Annotated in this window: 25 protein-coding genes; 11 read left to right on the top strand and 14 right to left on the bottom strand. The window is 42.4% G+C overall.

What is annotated here, in order from left to right; all coding sequences use genetic code 11:
- The first annotated feature begins 9 nt into the window (after window positions 1-9).
- Window positions 10-1527 carry a hypothetical protein gene (locus OQY15_RS11200; RefSeq protein WP_265791607.1) on the top strand — a complete coding sequence of 506 codons (1518 nt, stop codon included), beginning with the start codon at window positions 10-12 and terminating at the stop codon, window positions 1525-1527.
- A gap of 65 nt (window positions 1528-1592) precedes the next feature.
- Here the strand turns inward: OQY15_RS11200 and OQY15_RS11195 are convergent, their stop codons facing one another.
- Both OQY15_RS11195 and OQY15_RS11190 read right to left on the bottom strand, forming a co-directional pair.
- Complete coding sequence (locus OQY15_RS11195) at window positions 1593-3401, bottom strand: UbiD family decarboxylase (protein ID WP_265791605.1); 1809 nt, start codon at window positions 3399-3401, stop codon at window positions 1593-1595.
- A 97-nt stretch (window positions 3402-3498) separates the two neighbouring features.
- Window positions 3499-3978, bottom strand: a complete 480-nt coding sequence (locus OQY15_RS11190) for a DNA starvation/stationary phase protection protein (RefSeq protein WP_265791603.1) — start codon at window positions 3976-3978, stop codon at window positions 3499-3501.
- A 183-nt stretch (window positions 3979-4161) separates the two neighbouring features.
- Between OQY15_RS11190 and OQY15_RS11185 the strand changes: the two genes are divergently transcribed.
- Window positions 4162-5508: a LysM peptidoglycan-binding domain-containing protein gene (locus OQY15_RS11185; RefSeq protein ID WP_265791596.1), complete on the top strand. Its 1347-nt coding sequence runs from the start codon at window positions 4162-4164 to the stop codon at window positions 5506-5508.
- The gene (locus OQY15_RS11180; RefSeq protein ID WP_265791594.1) at window positions 5483-6139 is read left to right on the top strand and encodes a uridine kinase; all 657 of its coding nucleotides are present in this window, start codon (window positions 5483-5485) and stop codon (window positions 6137-6139) included. The genes OQY15_RS11185 and OQY15_RS11180 overlap by 26 nt, the downstream gene beginning before the upstream one ends.
- A 4-nt stretch (window positions 6140-6143) precedes the next feature.
- Here OQY15_RS11180 and OQY15_RS11175 read toward each other — a convergent pair whose 3' ends face one another.
- Genes OQY15_RS11175 through OQY15_RS11155 form a run of 5 tightly spaced genes read right to left on the bottom strand, consistent with a single transcriptional unit; the run spans window position 6144 to window position 11648 of the window.
- The gene (locus OQY15_RS11175; RefSeq protein WP_265791591.1) at window positions 6144-6803 is read right to left on the bottom strand and encodes a 3-oxoacid CoA-transferase subunit B; all 660 of its coding nucleotides are present in this window, start codon (window positions 6801-6803) and stop codon (window positions 6144-6146) included.
- Between the two features lie 14 nt (window positions 6804-6817).
- On the bottom strand, window positions 6818-7519 hold the full coding sequence (locus OQY15_RS11170; RefSeq protein WP_265791589.1) for a CoA transferase subunit A: 702 nt from the start codon (window positions 7517-7519) through the stop codon (window positions 6818-6820).
- Between the two features lie 29 nt (window positions 7520-7548).
- On the bottom strand, window positions 7549-8646 hold the full coding sequence (locus tag OQY15_RS11165; RefSeq protein ID WP_265791586.1) for a PQQ-dependent sugar dehydrogenase: 1098 nt from the start codon (window positions 8644-8646) through the stop codon (window positions 7549-7551).
- A 49-nt stretch (window positions 8647-8695) separates the two neighbouring features.
- Window positions 8696-11068, bottom strand: coding sequence for an endonuclease MutS2 (locus tag OQY15_RS11160; protein ID WP_265791584.1), 2373 nt, complete (start codon window positions 11066-11068; stop codon window positions 8696-8698).
- A 1-nt stretch (window position 11069) separates the two neighbouring features.
- Entirely contained in the window at window positions 11070-11648 is a 579-nt protein-coding gene (locus OQY15_RS11155) for a DUF4296 domain-containing protein (protein ID WP_265791582.1), read from the bottom strand.
- A gap of 70 nt (window positions 11649-11718) precedes the next feature.
- Between OQY15_RS11155 and OQY15_RS11150 the strand changes: the two genes are divergently transcribed.
- The 5 genes from OQY15_RS11150 to OQY15_RS11130 are packed head-to-tail and all read left to right on the top strand — an operon-like array spanning window position 11719 to window position 16135.
- Window positions 11719-12405 carry a YggS family pyridoxal phosphate-dependent enzyme gene (locus OQY15_RS11150; protein WP_265791580.1) on the top strand — a complete coding sequence of 229 codons (687 nt, stop codon included), beginning with the start codon at window positions 11719-11721 and terminating at the stop codon, window positions 12403-12405.
- Window positions 12406-12864 carry a GNAT family N-acetyltransferase gene (locus tag OQY15_RS11145; RefSeq protein WP_265791578.1) on the top strand — a complete coding sequence of 153 codons (459 nt, stop codon included), beginning with the start codon at window positions 12406-12408 and terminating at the stop codon, window positions 12862-12864.
- 1 nt (window position 12865) lies between these two features.
- On the top strand, window positions 12866-13684 hold the full coding sequence (locus OQY15_RS11140; protein ID WP_265791571.1) for a DUF3298 and DUF4163 domain-containing protein: 819 nt from the start codon (window positions 12866-12868) through the stop codon (window positions 13682-13684).
- A gap of 2 nt (window positions 13685-13686) precedes the next feature.
- Window positions 13687-14961: an aspartate kinase gene (locus tag OQY15_RS11135; RefSeq protein ID WP_265791569.1), complete on the top strand. Its 1275-nt coding sequence runs from the start codon at window positions 13687-13689 to the stop codon at window positions 14959-14961.
- Entirely contained in the window at window positions 14954-16135 is a 1182-nt protein-coding gene (locus OQY15_RS11130) for a hypothetical protein (RefSeq protein ID WP_265791567.1), read from the top strand. Before OQY15_RS11135 ends, OQY15_RS11130 begins: the two co-directional genes overlap by 8 nt.
- A 51-nt stretch (window positions 16136-16186) precedes the next feature.
- On the opposite strand, the gene OQY15_RS11125 is transcribed toward OQY15_RS11130, so the two are convergent.
- From OQY15_RS11125 to OQY15_RS11105, 5 genes are all read right to left on the bottom strand, one after another.
- Window positions 16187-16384 carry a cold shock domain-containing protein gene (locus tag OQY15_RS11125; RefSeq protein ID WP_265791565.1) on the bottom strand — a complete coding sequence of 66 codons (198 nt, stop codon included), beginning with the start codon at window positions 16382-16384 and terminating at the stop codon, window positions 16187-16189.
- Between the two features lie 80 nt (window positions 16385-16464).
- Window positions 16465-17100, bottom strand: a complete 636-nt coding sequence (locus OQY15_RS11120) for a peroxiredoxin (protein ID WP_265791563.1) — start codon at window positions 17098-17100, stop codon at window positions 16465-16467.
- A 160-nt stretch (window positions 17101-17260) separates the two neighbouring features.
- Window positions 17261-18178, bottom strand: coding sequence for a DUF72 domain-containing protein (locus tag OQY15_RS11115; RefSeq protein ID WP_265791562.1), 918 nt, complete (start codon window positions 18176-18178; stop codon window positions 17261-17263).
- Between the two features lie 139 nt (window positions 18179-18317).
- Window positions 18318-19418 (bottom strand): serine protease, encoded by a 1101-nt coding sequence (locus OQY15_RS11110; RefSeq protein ID WP_265791560.1) that lies wholly within the window; start codon window positions 19416-19418, stop codon window positions 18318-18320.
- 6 nt (window positions 19419-19424) lie between these two features.
- Entirely contained in the window at window positions 19425-19991 is a 567-nt protein-coding gene (locus OQY15_RS11105; RefSeq protein WP_265791558.1) for a sigma-70 family RNA polymerase sigma factor, read from the bottom strand.
- A 143-nt stretch (window positions 19992-20134) separates the two neighbouring features.
- Here OQY15_RS11105 and OQY15_RS11100 point away from each other — a divergent pair, with 143 nt between their 5' ends.
- The 3 genes from OQY15_RS11100 (at window position 20135) to OQY15_RS11090 (ending at window position 22428) form a co-directional block, all read left to right on the top strand.
- Window positions 20135-20353, top strand: a complete 219-nt coding sequence (locus OQY15_RS11100) for a hypothetical protein (RefSeq protein ID WP_265791556.1) — start codon at window positions 20135-20137, stop codon at window positions 20351-20353.
- 100 nt (window positions 20354-20453) lie between these two features.
- Window positions 20454-21800: an adenylosuccinate lyase gene (purB, locus tag OQY15_RS11095; RefSeq protein ID WP_265791554.1), complete on the top strand. Its 1347-nt coding sequence runs from the start codon at window positions 20454-20456 to the stop codon at window positions 21798-21800.
- Window positions 21801-21876: 76 nt separating this feature from the next.
- Window positions 21877-22428 (top strand): NifU family protein, encoded by a 552-nt coding sequence (locus OQY15_RS11090; RefSeq protein ID WP_265791551.1) that lies wholly within the window; start codon window positions 21877-21879, stop codon window positions 22426-22428.
- A 60-nt stretch (window positions 22429-22488) separates the two neighbouring features.
- On the opposite strand, the gene OQY15_RS11085 is transcribed toward OQY15_RS11090, so the two are convergent.
- Window positions 22489-23283, bottom strand: coding sequence for an inositol monophosphatase family protein (locus OQY15_RS11085; RefSeq protein WP_265791549.1), 795 nt, complete (start codon window positions 23281-23283; stop codon window positions 22489-22491).
- A 10-nt stretch (window positions 23284-23293) separates the two neighbouring features.
- Window positions 23294-24448 (bottom strand): prolipoprotein diacylglyceryl transferase family protein, encoded by a 1155-nt coding sequence (locus OQY15_RS11080; protein WP_265791547.1) that lies wholly within the window; start codon window positions 24446-24448, stop codon window positions 23294-23296.
- Window positions 24449-24469 lie beyond the last annotated feature (21 nt).

Genomic DNA, 24469 nt, shown 5'->3' with positions numbered 1-24469 from the left:
AAAATCTAAATGAAAAAAATCATTCAACTATTGGTAGTAGCTATAGTAGGTACTACAGGTAATATATATGCCCAAAACGGAACTTATGCAGGAGATGCACTCAGGTTTTCACGTACTGATTACGGATCCTCTTCAAGGTTCAAAGGTTTGGGTGGTGCGCAGATCAGTTTAGGTGGTGACATCAGTTCTATCGGTGGTAACCCTGCAGGTTTAGGTATGTTTACCCGTTCGGAATTTAGTATCACTCCGGAGTTTAACAGCATCCAGTCTAACGCCAGCTTCCTGGGCCAGCAATCAAAATCTACTAAAAACCAGCTGAACCTGAATCAGGCTGGTGTGGTATGGTACAACCCTGTGGTAAAACCAAAAGGTTCAGACCTGAACAAGGGAGTACTGAGTTTTGTATGGGGAATCGGTTATAACAGAAACAACGATTTCTATCAGAATACTACCTATCAGGGTAGAAACACCAGCAGTTCTATCGCAGATGCATGGGCAGAACGTGCCGGTGGATTTTCTCCTGCTGACAACCAGGGATTCATAGAGGGCGATGCCTACAATGGCTATTTACTTAACCATTTAGGTGGCAACAACTACGCTCCTACCACAAGCCTGACAAACAACCAGGCACAAAGCGAAATCAGACAAGGTTCAACTTCTGAATTTAATTTTGCCGGTGGTATGAACATCTCAAACAAATTGTATCTGGGTGCCAGTATTGGTTTTGTAGATGTACGTTATACAAATGATAAGTTATATACTGAATCCGGAACTGTTGCTACAGCGATTATTCCGGCTCCGGGAGATACAGACATCCCGCCAGCTGTTGGCGAAGGATACAACCTTGCTTACAGAACTTTCCAAAGCACCAGCGGATCAGGTATCAACGCCCGTCTGGGAGCGATCTACAAACCTATTGATATTGTAAGGATTGGTGCGACATTCCAGTTACCTACATGGATGCACGTGGAAGAAGATTATGCTGAAATACTGGAAACCAGTTATTCGGGAGGTGCCTTCTACAATGGCAATACGATCAACTCTAATTTCAATTACAACCTGCGTACTCCTTATAAAGGATCCTTGGGTGCCAGCGTAATCATCGCGCAAAATGCTTTGTTAACTGCTGATGTGGACTATGTAAATTATGCAAGTACGCACTTCTCGGTTAGCGATGGTTACAGTGCTCAAATTGCTGACAACAATGCTTTTATCAAAGAAAACTATGGTAGTGCATTTAACTACAGAGTTGGTGGTGAATACAGAATCCAGGGCTTTAGCTTAAGAGCTGGTTACGGTGTAAATGGCAGTCCTTATAAAAATGACTTCGGTACTGATTTCAAGATTAAAACTTACTCAGGAGGTATCGGTTACAGATTTGCTTCATGGTATGTTGATGCAGCTTATCAGCGTGCTGAAAGCACTAGCGAATTCAGTCCTTATGAACTGGAGGATTTCAGTGAGCCTATTGCTACTTCTAAAATAGCGAGAAACAATGTTTTCTTAACACTTGGAGTGAAATTCTAAGTTAAAGATCTTCTATAAAAAAGTCCCTTCTGAAAATTCAGGAGGGACTTTTTTTATGATCCAGATTAAATACCAAAACGATCAATTCTTTTCTCCACTTCAGGATCTTTGATGAGTTCCGGTGCGTGCTGAGGTTTCTTGCGTGCATCTATGATTACCGGTCCTGTACAGCCCCAGTGTTTGTCTTTCGTAAATGCATTGATACCATATATGTCTGCTGCAGGATTGCTCCTTGTGAATGTAACCCACACAAAATTGTTGATATTCTCAGCTGTGAAAGCGGCATCATCACATAACACCAGTAAGATTAATCCTTCCAGCGTGATTTTACCAATGCTCTCATTAAGTAAGGCTACCAAACTTTCTGTTTCTTCTCCGCTCACAAAGGCCGGAGCTTTGATCGCCAGCACACCAGGCATCACCATGTGCTGATCTGCAAAAACCGCAGGCAACTGAAATCCAGCCGGCAGTTTCGAAGAGAGTACACGTTTCAGCTCCCCCGCCGCAGCAAATACGACCTTGGAACCACTGTTTAAGCCTTCTCCACTGTAGTCGAGTGTATCTATAGTTGTCTGCGTATGGAAATGCAGGTCTCTTTTTGGGTCTATCCTCGATAGGATATGGTGTAAGAAAACTTCAATATCATGAGTATTCAGGTCTTCGTTATCCTCACGTGCAGCGATGAAAACGTATTTCGCCAGACTGAGCTGGTTTTTCCCCAGAATATGGTTAGCAATAGTCAGAATCTCCTGTGGCCTGCGCTCTTTAAGAAATGGGGTATAACGTTCACTGCCAATTGCAAACAATAAAGGGTGTACACCGGCAGCGTCAACGGCATTCACCTCTTTCAATCCATGAATCTCTTGTGGCAAGGCCGAACCAGTGATCTCATGAATTAAGGCTCCAAAGCTGGTATCTTCCTGCGGCGGGCGGCCCACTACGGTGAAAGACCAGATGGCATCCTTCTTATGATAAACGTTATGTACTTTTAATAAGGGGAAGGGATGCGTAAGACTGTAATATCCCAGGTGATCACCAAAAGGGCCCTCAGGTTTATTCTCACCGGGCTCTACCGTTCCGGTGATGATAAAATCAGCATCTGCCGAGATACAAAATCCTTCGTCATCATAAAAATAACGGAACCTGCGGTTTCCCAAAGCACCGGCAAAGGTCATCTCTGACAATCCTTCAGGCAGCGGCATCACCGCAGCCAGCGGATGTGACGGAGGGCCACCCACAAAAATACTCACCTTAAGAGGTAATCCTTTAGCATTCGCTTTGCTCTGGTGTACACCGATCCCCCGGTGGATCTGGTAGTGCAGACCAATCTCTTTATCCTTTATATACTCATTTCCAGCCAGCTGAATCCGGTACATACCGAGGTTAGCATTCATGACTCCAGGTTTGTCTGCATCTTCAGTATATACCTGTGGCATTGTGATAAAGGGACCACCATCCATTGGCCAGTTGACAATCTGGGGCAGCTGACTGATTGTTGTTTTCTCAAAGGCCGACTTAAACATCTGCTGCTGCAATGGTAATGCAGAAAGTGCCGTTAATCCCGAACCGGCAAATTTAAAAGGATTCTTTAAAGCTTTTACCGGGTCAGACCTAAGATCTACCAGCTGACCTACACTTTGCAGGCTGTCACGGAACATAAACTTTGAGCGCTCCAGAGTCCCGAAAAGATTAGACACGGCAGGAAATGGGCTTCCTTTGATCTTCTCAAAAAAAAGGGCAGGTCCCTTTTGCTCATATACCCTCAAATGTATGGCCGCCATCTCCAGATAAGGGTCCACTTCTTCTTTAATACGTAACAGATGGCCATGCTGCTCTAAATCAGCAACACATTCGGCCAGGCTTTTATATCCCATCAGGTGTAAAGGTATAAAGTATTTTTATTGGTATATTCTGTAAAAAGAAAAACCATGCGGGTAGCATGGTTTTTTAGATCACAAAGAAATGGTCTGCCTATTTTTTGCCCGCAAAAGAGCGTAACATCCAGGTATTTTTCTCTTTATACTGCATAAACTTGTTTACCATATCATTGGTACCATCATCTCCGGCTTTCTCAGAAGCTTCCATGATATCACGCTCCAGCTGAATCAATACAGACATATCATCCAAAAGTGCATCCACCATTGCCAGGTCCTGCAGACCGATGGTATTGATTTCTTTAATTACAGATTCGCTGATATAATCAGAGAAACGGCTATGCGGTGGTTTACCCAATGTCAGCACACGTTCAGCGATTTCATCGATTGTCTCCTGCGCGTTGGTATACAATTCTTCGAATTTAACATGCAGGGTGAAGAAATTCTGCCCCTTAACATTCCAGTGGCAACCTCTTAATTTTTGGTAATGAATGTGATAGTTTGCAAGGTAGTCATTCAGTAAATCTACAACTGGTTTCACCTCTTTTTCAACCAAACTAATTTCTTTTGCGTCCATAATATATTATTATTTTATTTTGTTTTATTAACCTATGATCAATAAACAAATATAGATATCAAATGGTTTTTTTAAAAGCAGGCCTATGACAATAGACACCTGCAATTGTCGTTTAATATTCATAATGCAGGCTCTTATATATTATTCGTATAATTGCCTAACTAATCATTCATAAGGACATTAATGCATAGATATTATATACTGGCAATATTTGCTGTTTCTCTGAATTTAGCGACTGCTAAAGCCAGCGAGCTGAGAGATTCAATAGGCGTTGAAAATGCAAAAGGAAAAAAGGTCATTCTTCACCAGGTAGTTGCCAAAGATACTTACTACTCCATTTCCAGAAGGTACAACATCAGCCCCAAAGTGATCATGACCTACAACAATGATAAATACTTATCATTAGGGGTGATCATTAAAGTTCCTACCGAACTTCCGTTTTCAGGAAATGAGCAAACTTCAAAAAAACCGGCAGCGGGAAATGTTTCGCAGAATAGCCCGGCTACCAGTCCTGCTGCCACACAGAGCAATCCTGCGGCCTCAAACAGTCAGGAAGAAAATACAAACCTGATTGAACATGCCGTACAGCGTAAAGAAAACCTGAATATGCTGGCGAATAAATATGGAACTACTGTTGACGAGATCAAAAGAGTGAATAACCTGAGATCTATCAATCTGCAGATTGGCCAGGTATTGAAAATTCCCGCGAAAGAGGGAACTGCAACGGAGGAAACTTCAGCAGCCACAACTACGGCAGCTGCTCCGGCGACTACGGTAGCTCCTCCTGCCCCGGCTTCTTCAAAAGCTTCTGCTTTAGGAAATGCTGCTGCCTCTGCCACTCCGCCACCTGCAACTACCAACTCAGCTAGCCCTGTAAGCACAACTTCTCCACAGGGCCAGAACAAAAAACCTGACACTTCAAAAAAGGCTGAAACAGCACAGATTGCAAAACAGGTTGTTCCCGCTGCTGCGCAGGAAAACCCGGCGGGAAAAGATCCTTTAGTGGTGCATACTGTTGCCGGCAATGAGACCATGTACTCTATCGCCAGCAAGTACAACCTTACTTTAGATCAGCTGAAAGCAAAAAACAATCTGAGCAATAACTCCCTGTATGTGGGACAGAAGTTGCTGATCAGCGGGCAGTACCCTGTAAAAGGTGATACTACTGAGATGGTTGATCCGGACTCTACCGATGTAATCAAAAACCCTTCACTGCGCCTGCCTCCAAGCCGGTACGGATTAACCCAGATGGACGAAAAAGGCACCGGAGTATGGATCATTGATCCGGATCTGGATTCGTCGAAAATGCTTGTTCTGCACCGTACCGCTCCTATCGGAACGATCATGAAAATCACCAATCCGATGAGCAACAGATCTACATTTGCGAAGGTTGTTGGTAAATTTACAGAGCATGAGTCCACAAAAGATGTTATCATTGTAATGACAAAAGCAGTGGCTGATGCATTAGGTGCATTAGACAAGCGTTTTTTGTGCAATTTAACGTATGGTGGACAAGCGAATGAACAATAACAGGCCTTATATTATAGGTGTTGCAGGGGGAAGCGGCTCTGGTAAAACTTTTTTTCTAAAATGTTTTCTACATCATTTTACAGCAGAAGAAGTATGTCTGATTTCGCAGGATGATTACTACAGGGCAAAGGAGCTCCAAAAGATTGATGAAAACGGATGGATCAATTTTGATGTACCGGAAGGGATAGACGATGAGAAGTTATTGCATGATCTGAAGTTGCTGATCTCCGGAGGAACAATTGAGAAAAAAGAGTATACCTTTAACGTCAATGAAGAGAATGCGCGGCTGCTGAATATCACCAGTGCCCCCATCATCATTGTCGAGGGGCTTTTTGTATTCCATTACCCTGAAATAGCAAAACTCTTCGATCTGAAGATCTTTATGGATGCTGATGAAGAAATCACATTGAACAGAAGGATCTCACGTGATGAAATCGAACGCGGATATACGCGTGATATGGTGATGTACCAATGGGTAAATCATGTCATGCCGGCGTACAAGCAATATCTGTTACCTTATAAAGAATCTTGTCAAAAGGTCATCATGAACAATAAACATGTGGCTGATGATATCATTACGATCTCCAAGGAAATATCAGATGAATTAAAAGAAACCGTACTGATCCCCTAGGGGATCAGTTTAAGTCCATTTCTTTGACATCCGCATCAGCGAAAAGTTTCCCGGCAGTAGATTGAACAATAAAATCAACACTCACTCCCGGCGCCCGCTCAATGAGTCTGAAACCGCCTTCAGGTAAAATATCCAATACTGCCAGTTCGCTCACTACCTTTCTGATGCAATTTACTCCTGTCAGAGGCAATGTACATTTCGGCAGCAATTTACTCTCCCCCGCTTTATTGATGTGCTGCATAGCAACAATGATATTCTTTGCAGAAGCTACCAGATCCATTGCACCTCCCATTCCCTTTACCATTTTACCCGGTATCTTCCAGTTGGCAATGTCTCCATTTTCTGAAACTTCCATGGCACCGAGAATTGTGAGGTCGATCTTCTGGCTTCTGATCATTCCAAAGCTCATCGCAGAATCGAATACTGCCGAACCCGGCAGCGTAGTAATTGTCTGTTTACCCGCATTGATCATATCCGGATCTTCATCCCCCTCAAAGGGGAAAGGCCCCATGCCCAGTAATCCATTTTCCGACTGTAACACAACATCAATTCCATCAGGGATATAATTGGCTACAAGAGTAGGAATGCCAATCCCAAGGTTGACATAATAACCGTCTTTTATTTCCTTAGCGATGCGTCTCGCTATTCCATTTTTGTCTAACATAAAAATCTGATTGCTTAGCTGCGTGGCCTGGTGGTACGTTGTTCGATTCTTTTTTCATAGGCGGTTCCCTGGAAAATACGGTGTACGTATACCCCGGGAGTGTGGATATGGTCTGGGTCGAGCATGCCCGGCTCCACCAGTTCTTCAACTTCAGCAATGGTGACCCTGCCTGCCATGGCCATCACAGGATTAAAATTTCGGCTGGTAGAACGGAAGATCAGGTTCCCGGCAGTATCGCCCTTCCAGGCTTTTACCAGCGCAAAATCAGCATCAAATGCATATTCCATCAGGTAATCCTTACCATTAAAATTCCGTGTTTCCTTTCCCTCCGCAACCTCGGTCCCTACTCCGGCAGGAGTAAATATTGCCGGCATTCCATATCCGGCAGCCATACATCGCGTAGCTAATGTTCCCTGCGGAATGAGTTCTACTTCCAGCTCGCCACTCAGCAGCTGACGTTCAAATTCGGCATTTTCCCCTACATAGGAGGATATCATTTTTTTGACCTGCCTGGTTTTGAGCAGCAGTCCGATTCCAAAATCGTCTACCCCGGCATTATTAGAAATACATGTGAGTTCCTTAACCCCCTTGCTCACCAGTGTGGCGATGCAGTTTTCCGGGATACCACAAAGTCCGAAACCACCAAGCATCAGCGTACTGCCGTTGGTGATATCGCGAATAGCCTCGTCGGCCCCCGATACTTTTTTGTTGATCATATATTTGGTTTGGCAACTAAATTATAGATTTATTTTGAAGATACCTCTATAATTTTATCATTGGATCCGTTGCTGGTAGCGAGATAGATTCTGCCTTCGGGCGACTGACATACTGCTCTGATCCTGCCGAACTGATTGAGGAAAAAATCTTTGCTCTCGATCACCTTTTCACCAGCATCGTCAAGCTTTAGTTGTACCAGCTTGGTGCCTTTCAGGGTGACCATCAGGAGGGAATTTTTCCACTGCGGCAATAAATCAGAATTGTAATACGTCATACCTGAAGGGGCAATTGTAGGTGTCCAGGCTATAAGCGGCTCTGCCACATCATTCAGCGCACAGAAAGCCTGTTCTTCAGTGGTATTGCAGAGGCCTTCGATATTTGGCCAGCCATAGTTTTTGCCTTTCACAATCAGGTTAACTTCATCGTCATTATCAGGCCCGTGTTCAGAGGAATATAATTTGTTATTAGCCAGCACGAGTCCCTGGGGATTACGGTGTCCGAAGCTCCAGACCGGATTATTTGGGAAGGGATTATCTTCTGGAATCGTCCCGTCCAGGTTAAGCCGCAGTATCTTACCTGATAAACTATTTTTATCCTGTGCATTAGTGGCGACACTGGCATCACCTGTAGTGATCAGCAGCTTTTTGTCGGCGCTGATCAGCAAGCGCGATCCATTGTGTACAGAAGATGCAGGAATCTGGTCGAGCAGCACCAGTGGTTCTATCAGCACCCCATTGTTGAAAGTGAAACGTACAACCTTGCCCCTATAGTTTCCCGCATTGCGGTAATCATACACGACGTATACATATGGGCTGGTGGTAAATTCGGGATGTAAAGTCATCCCAAGCAAACCACCCTCTCCTGTACTCGTTACATCAGGAATGGTGTGCACCAGCGCAATCACCCCATTTCTGGGATTCAGACGGCTGATCTTGCCACCCCGTTCGGTAAACCAGATATAGCTATCGGGGCCATAGACCAGCTCCCAGGGGAAGATCAGCGATTGCGTAAGTACTTCAGTTTTTATTTCGGCATCAGGCAGCACCTTTCCGCCCCCCTCGCCCTTGTTTTTTTCACAAGCCGTAAATACAAACAAGCTGAAAATCAGAGTAAAAAGTTTTTTCATAGCAGAGGGTTTCTACTACAACAGCTCAGATCAGGAAATGTTTATCTAATCAGTTGAAATACACGTAAGTTATCCCGTCTCCTCCTCTGTCGGCATGCTCATCTTCAACTCTGTTTACCTCCCGGTATTTTTTCAGGTATTCGCGAATCAGTTTTCTGAGTATACCATCCCCTTTTCCATGGATCAGTTTTATAAAAGGAAAACCGAGCATGATCGACTTATCCATATACTTTTCGACTTCCTGTATCGCATTTTCTCCCCTCATTCCACGCAGATCCAGCTCTGCATTGAAGCTGCTGATGGCTTCAGAAATCCTTCCTGAAAAGGAATTGCTCTGCACTGCCTTTTTTGCCTGCTTGTTGCTGATTTTTTGTACACGGTCTTTTTTCACCACCGAGCGCAGATCTCCTAAAGCCAGCACGAGGTTGCCCCTGTTGATCTCGAGCACCTGACCAGTAGTTTCTGAATTGAGTAACTGCACCCAGTCGCCCACCTCTATAGGCGTACTCAGCGGCACAGCTTTTTCAGGCTTCTTCTCTTCCTTCACCTGATGCTCAACCAGTTTTTTCTGCAGATTTTGTCTCAGCTCTTTGGTTGCCACTTTATCGGCCTGGTTTTCCTTGATACCTGCAATCGTATTCTCCACCAGCTTATTGGCATTTTTGATAATTGCCTGTGCTTCAAGTTTAGCCTCCTTGATCAGCGTTTTCCTGTTCTCATCCAGGAACACCTGCAACTTTTCATTTTCTGCCACCAGGTTCTTTACTTTATTCTGCTGATTGGCCAGGTTGATTTTAGTATCATAAATCTGTTTCTTTTCCCTCTCCAGATCGACCAGCAGGCTGTCGATACGGTTTTGATTGGTACCTGTTTTCTCTCTTGCCAACTGAAGCACTTCTTTTTGCAGGCCGATATTCTGTGCGATTTCGAAGGCGTAGGAACTACCAGGTTTACCGATTTCCAGCACATAGAGTGGCTTCATCTTATCGTTATCAAACAGCATTGATGCATTTTCAAGTCCTTCGGTATTACCGGCAAACAGTTTCAGATTGGAATAGTGCGTTGTGATTACACCTCTTACTTTCTTATTGTTCAATACTTCCAGCACAGCCTCAGCCATGGGGCCGCCAAACTGCGGATCAGTACCGGTACCAAACTCATCGATCATCACCAGCGTTTTTGGGGTAGCATGGGCAACAAAATGACGCATTTTGGTCAAGTGCGCACTGTAGGTACTCAAATCGCTCTCGATACTCTGATCATCACCGATATCGGCGAAGATATTGTCGAAGATACCCATCTCACTTGATTCATGTACAGGAACCAGCAGCCCCGACTGCATCATGAGCTGCAGCAAACCAACCGTTTTCATACAAACGGACTTCCCACCGGCATTTGGTCCGGATACCAGGACAATCCTCAGACTTTCATTCATGTGAATATTGAGCGGTACAACCGTTTTCTTATCCTCTTTAAATGATAAATATAATAAGGGATGACGGGCATTGATCAGTCTGATCCTGGGTTCTGCAACCAATACGGGCATATCTGCCTCCACTTCGATGGCAAACAAAGCTTTTGCCCTCACAAAATCCAGCTTGGTCAGGAAACCATGATAAGAAATAAGCAGTGGCTGGTAGGGTCTCAGATCGTCCGTCAGCGCAATTAAGATCCTGATGATCTCACGTCTTTTATCAAATTCCAGGTCCCGGATTTTGTTGTTGAGTGTAAATACTTCTTCCGGTTCGAGATACACTGTCTGACCACTGGCCGATTCATCATGGATAAAACCTTTGAGCCTTCGTTTATGGTCTGCTATGATGGGGATACACATCCTGCCATCACGGATGGTCAGACTGCCATCTGCAACCCAGTTGCTGGAAACAGCCTGTTTGTAGATGCTGTCCATACGCTTGCGCACTTCCTGCTCTCCCTTAGCGATATCGGTAGTAATCTCCTGTAACTTCGCGGAAGCATTGGGCTTAATCTTGCCTTTGGCATCCAGTACCGTTTCAATTTTCTTAAGAATATTCTTCTCTACAGGGATATGTTCAAAGAGCGCCTCCAGATTAGGGTACACTCCTGCCCTTTCCTCGAAGAAACGAAGAACAGAGAAAACGGTTTGCAGGGACAGGTAAATCTGGAACAGCTCTTCTTCCAGGAGGTACGTGCCTTCAACCCTGATTTTGTCTGCGAGCGATTTGATATCAAAAAAGCTGCTGATCTGCAGGGGTTCCTGGTTTTCCAGGATATTTTTAAATTCTTTGGTCTGTCTTAAAAATTTGTTGATCTGATCATATTTGGTCATCACCTGCATCTTACCGATCATATATTGTCCCATCGGACTGAGGCAGTGCTTATAGATCAGTTGCTTGACTTCATTAAAGCCAAGTCTATCTAAACAATTATCGGGATATATCATTTTATATTACCTTTTTAGGCGCAGCATCTTTCTTCACACTCTTCTGTTTCGCTTTTTCCGCGCTGTCTTTCTTTTCTTTTTTGACAGCCATTTCTTTCGCTTTTTTCTCCAGGTCTATTTTATCAAGGCTGTCTTTTTTAACTTTTTTCAGAGAATCTGCCCTGGCAATTACCCTCTTGGGATCGGCTTTGTCTGCACTGTCTTTCTTAAACTTCTTTATAGCTTCTTCTTTCTTAAGGATCTTAGCCTGGACCTTGTCCATACTATCTTTTGATTTCTGAAGATTTGCTGTTACGTCTTTGTAAATAGAACTCAGGGACTCCACGTGATCATAATAGTAATTCATACTCCTCGTATACTTGGCAGAATCTATACCGTATTTTTTGTAGATCGCATTATAGTAAGAAGCAGCCACCTTCCTGGCTGAGTCAGGGATGGGGATAGTAGAGACGTAGCCATCAGCAACATGCATATCATATAAGACCAGACGTATATCATGCGGCTGGATAATATCCTTTGGGATTACGGGCTTACACCCTGCAATCAGGAATACCAGGCCTGCCCAACAAAATCTTCTCATCGTACGTAAAACATTATTTTTTCTTAGCAATTTGAACTAAGGTTGTTAATTTTACCAAAAATACTGATAAATGAGCATAGCAGACAATTTAATAAAATATAAAAAGGAACTAGAAGGGGAAAATGTTGAATTGATCGCCGTCTCAAAATTCAATGATGCGGCAGCTGTTTTGGAAGCATACAATGCAGGCCAACGTATTTTTGGGGAGAATATCGTACAGGAGTTGGCAGAAAAAGCAGAGGCACTCCCAAAAGATATCGAATGGCATATGATTGGCCATTTACAAACCAACAAAGTAAAATACATTGCTCCTTTCATCAGCCTTATCCAGTCGGTGGACAGTCTTAAACTGCTGACAGAAATCAATAAGCAGGCTGCAAAGCACAACCGTATAATCGATTGTCTGCTACAGGTATATATTGCTGACGAAGATACCAAGTTTGGACTTGACCATGCCGAGGTTATCGAACTGTTAAGGTCTGAAGAATACCTGGCGATGAAAAACATTCGCATCACCGGACTGATGGGGATAGCAAGCAACAATGCGGAAGAGAAACAAACAAAAGATGAATTTCAGGAGTTGAAAGTATTATTTGATGGCATTAAGGTGAGTTTTTTCAGAAAAGAAGATTCTTTTAAAGAGTTGTCCATGGGTATGTCAGGAGATTACAAACTGGCAATTGAGGAAGGCAGTACCATGATCAGAATCGGAAGCAGCATTTTTGGTGTCAGAAAAATCAAACATTACAAAGCATAGATGGATATTCAATTGAGATTTGCGGTAGAAGCAGACTGCCCGCGCCTGCTCGAGCTTATTCATGAGCTGGCAGTGTATGAGAAAATGCCTGAAGAAGTTACTGTTACCCTTGCGGAGTTTGCTGAAGCAGGCTTCGGGGAGCAGCCGGTCTGGAAAGCTTTTGTCGCGGAGAATGATAATGGAATTATTGGCTTTGCCCTTTACTACACAAGATACTCTACCTGGAAGGGCTGTCGTTTATATCTTGAAGACTTCCTTGTTACCGAAGCAGCCAGAGGTAAGGGTGTAGGGAAACTCCTTTTTGAACGCGTGATGAAAGAAGCCAGGGATAAAAATTATAATGGTATGTCATGGCAGGTGCTCGACTGGAATGAGCCGGCCCTGAATTTTTACCGTAAATATGAGTCACAACTGGAAGACGGATGGTTAAATGCATCTTTCAGTAAAGAACAATTATAAGATGAAGAAAATAGTACTGGCACTTGTGGCAGTTACAGGAATGTATGCCTGCAGCCAAAAGAAAACGGAGAAGGTTATTGATTCTGCAAGTACTGCAGTTACTGCGGCAGATACCGACTCTCTATCCTATTCCTATGATTCTGTAAAAGTTTATGGTAAAGCCCGGGTCTCTAGCAATAAACTGGTTACTGATACAGCAAAGGCTGTAGTAGTTTATCCGGTTTTCCAGGACCAGACGGTGAATAAGTTTCTGGAGGACCGTGTGATTGGTATCTCAGGAAAGCAGGGCCTGAGCAAAAGTTATAAGGAGCTGACCACAGGATTTATCAAAGAATACGATACGTACATCGCAGCCAATAAAGGGTCGGAAGAAACCTGGTTTCAGAAACTGGACATGAAGGTAAAAGCTAACTACCCCAACTATATCTCGGTGCTGCTGGTGTTCTCAGATTATAAAGGCGGTGCACATCCAAATTATCTCTTCACGTATTTTAACTATAATCCGAAAACATACCAGACGATCACCCTTGATTCGATCATTACTGCTGATGGGATGCCAAAGCTGAGGGCTATCGGCGAAAATATTTTCAGAAGAAATGAGAATCTGGCTCCAAATGCGAGTTTATCTGAGGGGTATTTTTTCGACCAGGGGGTGTTTACCCTGCCTGAAACATTTACTCTTACAAAAGAAGGCATCAAATTCCTTTATAACCCTTATGAGATCAAGGCCTACGCTGCCGGTACAACAGAATTACTTGTGCCTTTCTCAAAAATCAATGACATCATGAAAGAAAGTTCCGTTTTAATCAATTTCAAATAAACATGGAAGTATACAAATTTGGCGGTGCTTCCGTTGTAAATGCGCAGGCGGTGAAAAACCTGGCAGAAATTATTAAAAAGGCTGCACAGACTCAGCTACTGATTGTAATCTCAGCGATGGGAAAAACAACCAACAAATTGGAAGAACTTTCCAATGCTTATGTTTTTGGGCAGGATAATACGCATGAACTGCTTGAAGATATTAAAACTTATCATTTTGATATTATAACGGCGCTTTTCAGTGACCATCAGCATCCCGTTTATAATGACGTAGCCAATTCTTTTGTTGAAATAGAATGGTTGCTCGAAGAAGAGGCTAATGACGCCCCTGATTATATTTACGATCAGATTGTTTCTATCGGCGAACTGCTGTCTACAAAGATTGTTGCTGCCTACCTAAAAGAAAACGGGCTGCCTGTGAGTTGGGTTGATGCACGTAATTTTATCAAAACAGACAATACTTACCGCGAGGGAAAGGTAGACTGGGATAAAACCTCTGCAGAAGTCCAGAAACATCTCAAACCTGTGCTGGAAAAAGGAATTGCAGTTACCCAGGGATTTATTGGCAGTACGAGCGAGAATTTCACCACGACCCTTGGAAGAGAAGGATCGGATTATTCAGCAGCGATATTCAGCGCCTGTCTTGATGCAACTGCGGTGACCATCTGGAAAGATGTGCCGGGCGTACTGAATGCGGATCCGAAATGGTTTGACCAGACGGAAAAAATTCCGCAGCTGTCTTACCACGATGCTATAGAGCTGACGTATTACGGTGCTACAGTGATTCATCCAAAAACTATCAAACCTTTACAGAACAAAAATATCCCTTTGTATGTGAGATCTTTCCTACATCCTGAAGGTGAGGGAACTCAAATAAACGGTGAGAACTGCCCGCTGCCGGTACCATCTTTTATTTTTAAGGTGAACCAGGTACTGATCTCGATCTTTCCAAAGGATTTTTCATTTATCATTGAAGAAAACCTGAGTGATATCTTTAACCTTTTCCACCAGCACAAGGTGAAAGTAAATACAATGCTTAATTCTGCGATCAGCTTTTCCGTGAGTGTGGATAATGACGAAGAAAAAATCAGCAACCTGATCTCGGATCTGTCGGTCTTATACAAAGTAAAATACAACAAGGGGCTTGAATTAGTCACTATCCGATATTACAACCAGGATACGATCAACAGGGTGAGTACCAATAAAGAGATTTTGCTGGAGGTAAAGAGCCGTCACACCTGCCAGATGGTGATGAAAGATAAATCAGCCCTTGAATAAGCTTATTACTGATAGCGAAGTTCAGGATTACATCCGGGAGCATCTGCATGCCGATGTGCATAAGATTGCAATGGCAAAAAGTCCTTTTCCCGGTATTTCCGGACAGGAGTTGTCGGCCCAGATTGCAGCCATGAAAAAGTCTGCAAAAAAACTTCCTGCCTGGTTTGCTACAAAAGGTATTTACTACCCCCCGCTTTTGTCTGTAGAACAATGTTCTTCTGAGCTCACCGCGGCTTACAAAGCCGGATTGAGCAAGGGCGGCCGCTTGATTGACCTCACTGGTGGTTTCGGTGTTGACAGTTATTATTTTTCAAAAGTAAACGAGGCAGTTGTTCATTGCGAGATCAATGAGGAACTATCAGCAATTGCCAAATATAACGCGCCTCTTCTTGAACAGGAACATACCAACTTTATTGCTGCCGATGGCATTGCATACCTGAGAGAACATGAGGAGAGATTTGCAACCATCTACATAGATCCTGCAAGAAGAAGCAGTGCTGGAAAAGTTTTTATGCTAAAAGACTGCACCCCAGACGTTGTCAGTAATCTGGACCTGTTGCTGGATCACACGAACCGCCTGCTGATTAAAACAGCCCCCCTTTTAGATATCAGTGCCGGGCTTAAGGAATTAAGACAGGTAGCAGCCATTCACATTGTGAGCGTTAAAAATGAGTGCAAGGAACTGATCTGGATACTGGAGAAGGAATATACAGGTCCTGTACAAATCGTGTGTACCACCTTAAATACCACTCAGAAGCACTTCGAATTTTCGATCGGTGATGATGGGCCAGTGGTAATCAGCAGTACTCCTGAAAAAGGACAGTATTTATATGAACCTGATGTAGCTCTGTTAAAAAGTAGTGCATTTAATCTTATTGCGGAGAGATATGGACTGAAGAAATTCCATGCTCAAACTCAGTTATATCTGTCTGATGAGATGAATAATGCATTTCCCGGCAGGATATTTAAAATTGAGGAGGTACTATCTGCGGCAGCAGTTAAGAAAGAAAAAAATCTGCGGGGGAATGTAATCGTAAGAAACTATCCTGAGAAGGCAGCCAGTCTGGTAGAAAAATACCAGATCAAACCTGATGACACACAATTTATGATCTTCAGCCAGTCAGCGCATGGGGGCAAAATCATACTAAAATGCAGTATCCAGCAGCATTACTAACAATAAAGCTTCCCTGCCCCGGAAAGCTTTATTGTTAGAGTTAAAAGTAAATCAGACTTTTTTCACCTTTACTGCCTGTAATCCTTTTTTTCCTTCGGCTACGTCAAACTCAACTTCGTCGTTCTCCTGGAGGCTGTCAATTCCTCCCAGGACGTCTTTAAAATGAACAAAAATATCTTTGTTGCCATCGTAGACAATAAAACCGTACCCCTTCTGTTTATTAAACCACTTAACTTTTCCGTTACTCATAAAATTCCAATGTATAAATTAATATTTCTTTATAGTTCTCAGCTATATCAAACTTAAAGAAAATCAATAAGTTTTAAAAATTATTTGTTCGGTTGCGGGGTGGTTCTGAGGTAAGGTTTAATAACTTTGTGACCTTTGGGAAATTTGTCCGGTATATCTTCTGTCTTGATGCTGTTCATTACGATTACATCGTCACCATCCTGCCAATCTGCCGGTGTAGCCACAGTGTATTCAGCAGTCAGCTGAAGTGAATCTATTACCCTCAGAATTTCATTGAAATTTCTACCTACTGAAGCTGGATATACAATGATAAGTTTCACCTTTTTATCTGGCGAAATCACGAATACCGATCGTACTGTCTGCGTTTCAGAGGCATTCGGATGAATCATATCATAAAGATTAGAAACAGTCCTGTCTTCATCAGCGATGATAGGGAATTCTACAGTGGTATTTTGTGTTTCATTGATATCGCTGATCCATGACTGATGTGATTCAACAGGGTCTACACTTACAGCGATCACTTTTACATTTCGCTTTTCGAACTCGCTTTTAAGTTGTGCTGTACGCCCAAGCTCAGTAGTACAAACCGGGGTATAATCTGCAGGATGTGAAAAAAGTACTCCCCAGCCGTCGCCCAGGAACTCGTAAAAATCAACATCACCAATTGAAGTTTTAGCTTTAAAATTTGGAGCAACATCTCCGATTCTGATACTCATAGTCTTCTTATTTAATTTAAAATACCTGGATATTATTTATTTAACTTACAGGCGACCTATTCAAAAGCAGCAACAATTCAGTTGGCAAACACAATTATTGACTCCCAAAACCGGTGACACCGCTTATAAGACTACTAATATAGTAGATATTTCGCTGATGTCAAATAAATAAGCTGGGCTGCAACTGTATTTCCGGAATTTGACTTCCCAATGTTTGATTGAAGGATTTTACTGTATGAGCAGCCAGACGAACAGATTCAAGCTCGTCATGCTGGTGCAAAAAGAAATAGACCTTTTTCAGCCCCCTGTCCTGCCAGGTTTTGATACGCTCTGCCCAGGCATCAATCCGTGCATAATCGGCCTCCCTGAAGGCTGCCCCGTTGCCAATGAACCTGATAAAAACCTCGGGAATAGTTACTTCCATATGCAAAACATCTCTTCGGCCGGCTACATCAGTAATCACGGCACCATCATGTAAACTGCTGAAAAGTTCAAATACCTGTTTGCGGTATGAAGGATCTGAAAACCATTCCTCATTCCTTAACTCCGTAAACACATTCAGGTCTTCTGGCAGAGAGCGGAGAAAATCAGCGAGCGTACTTAAACTGTTAGGGCCAAAGCTATCGCTCATCTGCAGAAAGCAAGGCCCCAGACTTTCCCCAAACTCCACAACAGAGGCAAGAAACTCATCTGTAGCACTTTCAGCTCCTTTTAACCGCTTATGGTGACTGATCGTTTCAGGGAACTTCGGGCAAAACAAAAAGCCGTTTTTCGCATTTCCCGCAGCTTGTTTCTGCCATTTCCGTACAGTTTCAATACTGGGGATCTTGTAATACGCAGCATTTAATTCAATAGAATTAAAGTGCCTGGCATACTCAGGCAGAAAATTCGCGGCTTTAGTTTTAAGCGGATAAAGAAAGCCTACCCATTCCGGTAAGCTCCATTTGGCACAGCCAATAAAGATATCTGCAGTGGCCTCATTTTTTTTATTTAATACTTTTGAATTTTGCTGCCCGTCTTCAGGTAACTTAAAGTTGATTGACGGAACGTCTTCAGGTCTTACTTTTCCAAACTCCATACAAAACAGGATCAAATACTAATCCAAATACAATATTAACAATATGATCAGATTTTGAACAATTTTCTATCAGGAATTACCGGTACATAAAAAAGCCCCTGAATACTTAAATTCAGGGGCCTTCAATACAAGGAGAACTCTAATTATATACTTTGATCATATACACGAAGTCCTGGATCTTATCAATTTGTTTAGTTCTGTTAAGCCCCTGCAAGGGGTTCTTTTTTGACAGTACCACTTTTCTGCCCAGAGAATCAGAAGGAATAGCGTTTAAAGCTTCCAGAATATGTTTTGATTTCACTGCAAATGCAGCACCTTCAACCTGATTTTCTTTAGCTGTGATCATACCTACGATATTACCATAGTTATCAAATACTGCTCCACCACTATTTCCAGGATTAATTGGAATAGATACCTGGTACTGAGTAGTATCACCGTTATGTCCTGTTCTTGAACTCACATAACCCTCACCCAGAACTGCATCATCCTTTGGAAAACCAAGTGTATATACATCCTCTCCCATACCCACGCCATTTCTTTTCAGCTTGTAGGGAAGGTTTGATAAAGGCGTGAAAGTATTATCAATGATCTTGAGAATAGCGATATCATACTGAGCATCAAAATACGCAACTTTCACCTTGAATGACTCCCCGTTCTTTTGCACGTATATAGAATCAGCATCCCTGATCACATGGTAATTGGTACACAGGTAACCATTTGCTGTCAGGGCAAAACCACTACCCCCGAATTTAGCCAGACCAGACGGTCCTTTTCTTGTTTTCGGTGCAGGACCGTTTGAGTTCAGTGTCCTGACCAGTTTATTCTGATTGTTTCTGATATTCGTGATTTCACGGCGCATCACCTCATAAGTGCCATTTTGTTTGCTGTTATGCTGTATAGAGTACACCGAAAATATAGTCAGCAACAGGAAGGATGCCGCAATAGCCACGGCCGACTTATTTTTACGCCATAGATTGACGATGAAAGAAGGATGCGGCCTCATTTTTTCAGCCATTGCTTCTACATCTATCTGTGCATGTGCGTTATCCATCTGCTGTTTCAGGGATAAAACTTTACCGTATTGTGTGAGTGTCTCCAGAAAAGCCTTATGTGCAACTACCTTATGGTCAACTACAGGGTCATTAGTTCTCAGTTGCTCAAAAGCTTCCGCTTCAGCAGCTGTAAGATTACCTTTCAGATAATCCTCAATCATCGCGTCCAACTCTATATCGTTCCTCATTGCGTATTAGGTTTGAAAAAATAATTTCTTTAACCGCTGCATACATTTATACTTTTGAGTCTTGACGTTATCCGTATTGGTGTAGCCAAACTTCTCGCATATATCCTGCATGGAGAGATTATTAATATAAAAATCCTGAATAATCGTTTTGCATGGTTCTCCGAGGCTGATCAGGGCTGAGCCCATTTTCTCAAATAGGAGCTCCTTCTCTTCGTGCTGTTCCAGGTCTACTTCTACTGCTACTACGTCATCAAGTTCTGACAGGTTAGTGGTTTTCTTACTTTGCTGTGCAAGTTTTTTTAACCATATCCGCCGGCATACTGAATATATATAGGTCTTTAATTTACTGCTTAACTCAAAATCACCACTCCTGATTTTATTATACAAAACAATAATCGCTTCCTGATAAACGTCTTTCGCATCATCTTCGTCACCGTTATTATTCATGATAAACTGTAAAATCATCGGGAAATACCCTGTGTACAGCCTATTGAGTGCATCTTCTGAGTTATTTAGTATTCCTAAAACAACCTCTCTATCTGTTGGAACTGAACTGCTTAACTTATTACTCACTAATTAATACGTTTATGCGTGAATGGTAACCCAATATTAGACAAAAAAAATATTCTTTGGTTTTTTTTTAAATTGGTGGGTTACCTTTTAAAGATTGTGGTATTAATCTGTAAAATTAATTAATTATTTTAAACAGAATTCAAATGAAAAACTTATTCAAATTAGGCTTCGCAGCATTAGCAATCACTTTATCAGTTTCAGCTTGTTCAGGTGAGAAAAAAGCAGAAGGTACTGATACAACTGTAACTGATTCTTCAACTATCACTACTGATGTTGATACTACAGTTAAAGATTCAACTGTAAAAGATACTACAGTTAAAGCTACAACTACTGAAGTTAAAGCTGATACAGTTAAAAAATAGTCTTTACTCAAGACTCTATAAAAGGGCTTTGGTTTATCCAAGGCCTTTTTTTTGTGCCTGAATTTCGGTACATTTGCATTTTGCAAAACCATTCTAATTCATGAATTTATCTCCATTACAAGCGATATCACCAGTTGATGGCCGCTACAGAAATACCACACAAAACCTTGCCCAGTATTTTTCTGAATCTGCACTGATCAGATACAGGGTATATGTTGAAATTGAATATTTCATCGCACTATGTGAAACCGGCCTGTCTGGATTATCGGCTTTTGATAAGTCTAATTACGCGAGCCTGCGTGCTATCTTTAATGATTTCAATGATCAGGATGCACAGGAAGTTAAAGACACAGAGAAAATTACCAACCATGATGTGAAAGCTGTTGAATACTTTATCAAAAAGAGATTTGATAACTTAGGACTGCAGGAATATAAAGAGTTCATCCACTTTGGACTGACCTCTCAGGATATCAACAATACCGCGATTCCATATACATTCAAACTGGCTCTATCTGAAGTTTACTACCCGCAAATCAGTCAGCTGATCAGCAGGCTGCAGGAACTTGCAGGCGATTGGAAAGATGTTCCCCTGCTGGCGCATACCCATGGACAACCTGCCTCTCCTACTAAACTGGGCAAAGAATTTCTGGTTTTTGCTGAAAGACTGGAGATCCAGTTGAATAATTTAAAGAGCATTCCAAACAGTGCCAAATTTGGTGGGGCTACAGGTAATTTCAATGCACATCATATCGCCTATCCAGGCATCAACTGGGTAGATTTCTCCAATAATTTTGTCAATAATATCCTGGAGTTGAACAGGGCGCAGCATACCACGCAGATTGAACATTATGATCAGTTTGCAGCTCAATGTGACGCCTTAAAAAGGATTAACAATATTATTATCGATCTTGACAGGGATATCTGGGCCTATATTTCCAAAAACTACTTCAAACAGAAGATCAAAGAAGGTGAGGTTGGTTCATCGGCTATGCCGCACAAGGTAAACCCTATTGATTTTGAAAATGCCGAAGGAAATGCAGGAATAGCAAACGCATTATTCGAATTCTTTGCAGCGAAACTTCCTATTTCACGTTTACAACGGGATCTTACAGATTCAACTGTTTTAAGAAATGTAGGCGTACCTATGGCACATACAATTATCTCTATTACTTCTACACTGAAAGGGCTGAACAAACTTTTATTAAACAATGACGCCATTGCGGCCGATCTGGAAAATAACTGGGCGGTAGTTGCCGAAGCTATACAAACGGTGCTGAGAAGAGAAGCCTATCCCAATCCTTATGAGGCTTTAAAGGATCTTACCCGTACCAACGAGAAAATCACTGCTCATACCATGGCCGCCTTTATTGACGGACTGCAAATTAACGAAGACCTGAAGCAGGAATTAAAGCAGATTACACCATTCAATTACACAGGTGTGTTTTAACATATAATGACCTAAAACAGACACCGATATCTGGATTTGATTTATGAATTCTATATTTTTGTAAGAAAAAGAGATCATGACTATTAACGTATATACAGAACAAACCCCGAATCCTGCTACTATGAAGTTTATGGTAAATAAACTTTTGATCAATGGCAGTGAAGATTTCGCCAGCAGGGAGAGCGCTGAGCATTCCCCATTTGCGAAGGAGTTATTCAAGTTTAATTTTGTAAACGGAGTGTTTTTTGCGAGTAACTTCGTTACCATTACTAAAACGGAGGACGCTGAATGGGCAGATATCGAACCGATTTTAAAAGAGTTTGTTAAAGGTGCTGTTGAATCAGAATACAAAATTAAAGAAGCTACTGCTGAAGAAATGCCGGATTTTGAAGGCTCAGACCTGGAGGTGAAAATCCAGCAGATCCTGCATGACTATGTTCGTCCTGCTGTTGAACAGGATGGTGGAGCAATCAGCTATAAATCTTTTGAAGAAGGTGTTGTTACAGTAGAACTCCGCGGTTCATGCAGCGGCTGTCCTTCCTCAACCATCACTTTAAAATCAGGTATCCAGAACTTGCTTCAACGTATGGTTCCAGAAGTTAAAGAAGTTGTTTCCAACGCTTTATAAGTTATAACAAAATTTACAAAAAAGGTGACCACATGAATATGGTCGCCTTTTTTTATGTCTTTAGCTATTGAAGTTTCTCTGCAGCGCTTCAAGCATTTCCTCATCCAGCAGCGCATTGGTAGCCAGGATCTCACGCTGGTTGATAAACTCATCGCCACCGCTGAAATTCATAATCCTTCCACCCGCCTGCTGCACGAGAAAAGCTCCTCCCGCAACATCGTACGAATTTAGATTATACTCAAAGAAAGCATCAAACCTTCCGGCAGCAACATAAGCCAGATCCACTGCTGCTGATCCGATTCTCCGCAAGCCATGCGTTTTCTGCATGAGTTCGGCCAGTAACTGCATATATTGTGGCTGCTTATCAAATTGATAGTAAGGGAAGCCCGTTGCAAGTAAGCTATCTGAAAGATGTTTCCTGTTAGAAACCCTGATCTCTTCATTGTTTAAAAATGCCGGGGCATCTTTGTAACTGTGAAACATCTCAGCCCTGTTAATCTCATATACCACACCTAAAACGGGTTTTTCTTCTTCATAGAGAGCAATACTGATCGAATATGTTGGCAGGCCGTGAATGAAATTGGTAGTACCGTCCAGCGGATCAATAATCCAGTTATAAGTTTGTCCCCTGCTATTTACCGTATCCTCTTCAGTTTCAAAACCTGCGCCGGGTAAAAGTCTGGAAAGATTGTCCACCAGTTGCTCTTCAGCCGTTTTATCCACGTAAGAAACAAGATCGTTCAATCCTTTCAGCTCAATAGCTGCTGCATTGAAGTTCATGGATTCTTTCCGGATAAAATTGCCTGTTAAGCGTGTGATTGCAATAACTTGTTCAGTAAGTAATTCGTAATTCAAATCTTTTAATTTAGTAGTTCGCGTGTTTTTCTTTATTTCTTACAGCAAACACAACAAGGAGCAGGCCACAAATGAACAACAGCGATGAAATCAGCTCTGCCTGAGTGAAAGAAAGACCACCAACATGGTATCTTGTATTCACACGGATCAGCTCCACACTAAACCTTTCCAGACCATTCATCATCAGATAAATTCCGAACATCATTCCCGGCAGTTTAATATGCCTGCGAATACGCCATAGAATCAGGAACAGAATAAAACAAACTATCACCTCATAAATTGGTGTAGGATATACGGGTAAAGGTAGCACGTTACAGAAACGACCAGTACATCCCGGAATAGGCACACCTTCCATGGCTACGTTATTTGGATAAGTGTATGCCCATAGCCAGTCGGGCAGCCAGCCAAAAGGCTTCGGATTCAGATTCACAATTCCCCAGTCGCCATCTCCGGACAAATGGCAGCCAATGCGACCTACACTATAGGCGAGCATCATTCCTGGTCCGCCAACATCCAGCATATGAAGCGGCTTAATCCCATTTTTCTTTGCGATATACAATACTGCAGCTCCACCGCAGATGAGTCCTCCATAAAAGGTCAGGCCACTGAAAGATAGCAAACTGCCGATAGGATCTTTAACAAAACTATCCCAATGCTCCAGGTTATCAAAAATCTTCGCACCAAGAAGTCCCCATACCGCTGCCCATACGATCATATGACCAGTCAGTTCATATGGATGTTCTGTTACTTCCACCTTTTTAGGCTGACTCAGCTTAAACTTACTTTTTTCTTTGTAATCCCAATAGGCGAACACAGCCGCAAAAAACAATCCCCCCAGGAGACTTCCCCTTGACGAAAGCAGGATCCCCTGCGAATCATTCACAAACTGACTGTAGTTTAAAAAGGCATATACCAATTTATAACCGATGAGGAAACCAAACAAGGCATTCATCAGGATTTCATTAGTAGTAGCGGGCTTACCAACGATGATCGTTTTCTTTACCGCGTGCAGTATTCCTAAAGCCTCTTTACGTTTCAATTCTTCTGCAAAAGCCCAGTATCCTGCTACAAAAGCAAGCGCGACAAGCAGTCCAAAAGTATTCAGGGGTAAAGGAATCTGTACACCGAAAACATATTCAATAAAATGGGATACCGTAGGGAACATTTGCGTATTTTTTTACGCGAA

The sequence above is a fragment of the Pedobacter sp. MC2016-15 genome (assembly GCF_026239695.1).
Classification (GTDB): Bacteria; Bacteroidota; Bacteroidia; order Sphingobacteriales; family Sphingobacteriaceae; genus Pedobacter.
This window is presented reverse-complemented; position numbering and strand designations above follow the sequence as displayed.

Excerpts from the sequence above, each read along its gene's own strand:
- OQY15_RS11135 (WP_265791569.1), top strand. The coding sequence starts at position 13,687 with ATGGAAGTATACAAATTTGGCGGTGCTTCCGTTGTAAATGCGCAGGCG.
- OQY15_RS11110 (WP_265791560.1), bottom strand. The coding sequence starts at position 19,418 with ATGAGGAACGATATAGAGTTGGACGCGATGATTGAGGATTATCTGAAA.
- OQY15_RS11165 (WP_265791586.1), bottom strand. The coding sequence starts at position 8,646 with ATGAAAAAACTTTTTACTCTGATTTTCAGCTTGTTTGTATTTACGGCT.
- OQY15_RS11170 (WP_265791589.1), bottom strand. The coding sequence starts at position 7,519 with ATGATCAACAAAAAAGTATCGGGGGCCGACGAGGCTATTCGCGATATC.
- OQY15_RS11100 (WP_265791556.1), top strand. The coding sequence starts at position 20,135 with ATGAAAAACTTATTCAAATTAGGCTTCGCAGCATTAGCAATCACTTTA.
- OQY15_RS11195 (WP_265791605.1), bottom strand. The coding sequence starts at position 3,401 with ATGGGATATAAAAGCCTGGCCGAATGTGTTGCTGATTTAGAGCAGCAT.
- OQY15_RS11155 (WP_265791582.1), bottom strand. The coding sequence starts at position 11,648 with ATGAGAAGATTTTGTTGGGCAGGCCTGGTATTCCTGATTGCAGGGTGT.
- OQY15_RS11120 (WP_265791563.1), bottom strand. The coding sequence starts at position 17,100 with ATGAGTATCAGAATCGGAGATGTTGCTCCAAATTTTAAAGCTAAAACT.
- OQY15_RS11180 (WP_265791594.1), top strand. The coding sequence starts at position 5,483 with ATGGTGGACAAGCGAATGAACAATAACAGGCCTTATATTATAGGTGTT.
- OQY15_RS11140 (WP_265791571.1), top strand. The coding sequence starts at position 12,866 with ATGAAGAAAATAGTACTGGCACTTGTGGCAGTTACAGGAATGTATGCC.
- OQY15_RS11145 (WP_265791578.1), top strand. The coding sequence starts at position 12,406 with ATGGATATTCAATTGAGATTTGCGGTAGAAGCAGACTGCCCGCGCCTG.
- OQY15_RS11185 (WP_265791596.1), top strand. The coding sequence starts at position 4,162 with ATGCATAGATATTATATACTGGCAATATTTGCTGTTTCTCTGAATTTA.
- OQY15_RS11150 (WP_265791580.1), top strand. The coding sequence starts at position 11,719 with ATGAGCATAGCAGACAATTTAATAAAATATAAAAAGGAACTAGAAGGG.
- OQY15_RS11090 (WP_265791551.1), top strand. The coding sequence starts at position 21,877 with ATGACTATTAACGTATATACAGAACAAACCCCGAATCCTGCTACTATG.
- OQY15_RS11125 (WP_265791565.1), bottom strand. The coding sequence starts at position 16,384 with ATGAGTAACGGAAAAGTTAAGTGGTTTAATAAACAGAAGGGGTACGGT.
- purB (WP_265791554.1), top strand. The coding sequence starts at position 20,454 with ATGAATTTATCTCCATTACAAGCGATATCACCAGTTGATGGCCGCTAC.
- OQY15_RS11190 (WP_265791603.1), bottom strand. The coding sequence starts at position 3,978 with ATGGACGCAAAAGAAATTAGTTTGGTTGAAAAAGAGGTGAAACCAGTT.
- OQY15_RS11175 (WP_265791591.1), bottom strand. The coding sequence starts at position 6,803 with ATGTTAGACAAAAATGGAATAGCGAGACGCATCGCTAAGGAAATAAAA.
- OQY15_RS11080 (WP_265791547.1), bottom strand. The coding sequence starts at position 24,448 with ATGTTCCCTACGGTATCCCATTTTATTGAATATGTTTTCGGTGTACAG.
- OQY15_RS11160 (WP_265791584.1), bottom strand. The coding sequence starts at position 11,068 with ATGATATATCCCGATAATTGTTTAGATAGACTTGGCTTTAATGAAGTC.
- OQY15_RS11200 (WP_265791607.1), top strand. The coding sequence starts at position 10 with ATGAAAAAAATCATTCAACTATTGGTAGTAGCTATAGTAGGTACTACA.
- OQY15_RS11115 (WP_265791562.1), bottom strand. The coding sequence starts at position 18,178 with ATGGAGTTTGGAAAAGTAAGACCTGAAGACGTTCCGTCAATCAACTTT.